This window comes from Ideonella sp. P3_A4 (assembly GCF_056403075.1).
The window spans coordinates 1-1,671 of record NZ_JBFUGE010000959.1 but is presented as its reverse complement, the minus strand read 5'-3'; the positions used below and the strand labels follow the sequence as shown (position 1 = coordinate 1,671).

Below are 1,671 nucleotides of genomic sequence, written 5' to 3'. Positions count from 1 at the left end.
GCCCCCACGGCCCCTTCCGGGGCCTGCCCCCCGAGGGGGCTCGCGCAGCGGACCGGCAAAGCCGGATCCGCGCACGCCACTTGATGGACGGCGGCGCTGCGCGCGCCTGGAACGCCCCGCTTTGAACAGAGGAGACACACGCGAATGAAGACCACACACACCGTCATGGCCGCCTTGGCCCTCACCGCCTGCACCCTGCCCGCTTTTGCCGGCCAGCTGATCATCGAAAGCTGGCGCACCGACGACAAGGCACTGTGGGACGAGGTGCTGTTGCCTGCGTTCACCAAGGCCCACCCTGGCATCACGGTGAAGTTTGCGCCGACCGCGCCGCCCGAATACAACTCGGTGCTGACCGCAAGACTGGCCGCCGGCAGCGCGGGCGACCTGGTCACCTGCAGGCCGTTCGATGTGTCGCTCGACCTGTTCAAGAAGGGCCGGCTCGACAGGCTGGACGGAGAGCCGGGCCTCGCGAACTTCCCCGATTCGGCCAAGGTGGCCTGGCAGACCGACGACGGCAAGGCCACCTATTGCATGCCGATGGCCTCGGTGATCCACGGCTTCTTCTACAACAAGAAGATCTTTGCGGAACTGAGCCTGACCCCGCCGACGACCGAGGCCGAATTCTTCGCCGCGCTCGACAAGATCAAGGCCACCGGCAAGATCGCGCCGTTGGCACTGGGCACGGCAGACCAGTGGGAGACGAACCAGATCGTCTTCACCGGCATCGGCCCCAACTACTGGAAGGGCGAAGAGGGCCGCCGCGGCCTGATCGAGGGCAAGAAGAAGTTCACCGACGCCGAGTTCGTAGACGTGTGGGCCACGATGGCGCGCTGGTCCAACTACCTGCCCAAGGGTTATCAGGCACAGACCTATGGCGACTCGCAAAACCTGTTCGCCTCAGGCCGCGCTGCGATCGTGCCGACGGGATCGTGGGACATCGCGTTCTATCAAAAAGAACCGTCGCTCGAATTCGCGGCTTTCCCGCCGCCGGTGCGCAAAGCAGGCGACGGCTGCTACCTGTCTGACCACACCGACATCGGCATGGGCATCAACAGCGCGAGCAAGAACAAGGCTGATGCAAAGGTGTTCTTAGGCTGGCTGGCCTCGAAGGAGTTCGCCGAGCTGTACACCAACAAGGCGACCGGCTTCTTCACGCTGTCCAAGCACGCAGTCGAGGTGAAGGACCCGGTGGCCAAGCAGATGATCGGCTGGCGCGCGCAGTGCAAGTCGACCATCCGCTTGAACGCGCAGATCCTGAGCCGCGGCGAGCCGAGCATGGAAAACGAGCTGTGGACGGTCGACTCGCAGGTGCTGAACGGCAAGATGGCACCGAAGGACGCGGCGCAGCGCATCCAGGCTGGGTTTGCGAAGTGGTACGCGCCGGCGGCGCGTTGAGATGAGAGCCCCCTCACGCCTGCGACGCTCCCGAGCCCTAAGCGACACCCGCGCTCAGCCTTCAGAGGTCGTGGCGGCAGGGGGCGGCGGTGCCCCCGTTCTCCGGCCCACGCTCGCGGGGCGCGGTCGCGGGGCGCGAAGGGCATCCGCATCAACACCGTGGTGCTCAGGCGGCGTGGTGGCAACCGCGAATGGGGCCTGCGCCCGGAGGCACCACCGCCCCCTGCAAGCACCGTCCATGGCATGCCGCGCGCAGGCCCGCCACCACGGTTCCAT

The 1,671-nt window shown here is 66.4% G+C and carries 1 protein-coding gene; it reads left to right on the top strand.

The window, feature by feature from the left end; all coding sequences use genetic code 11:
• Positions 1–144 precede the first annotated feature (144 nt).
• Entirely contained in the window at positions 145–1,395 is a 1,251-nt protein-coding gene (locus tag AC1DYI_RS34855) for an ABC transporter substrate-binding protein (RefSeq protein WP_477208672.1), read from the top strand.
• Positions 1,396–1,671: the final 276 nt, after the last annotated feature.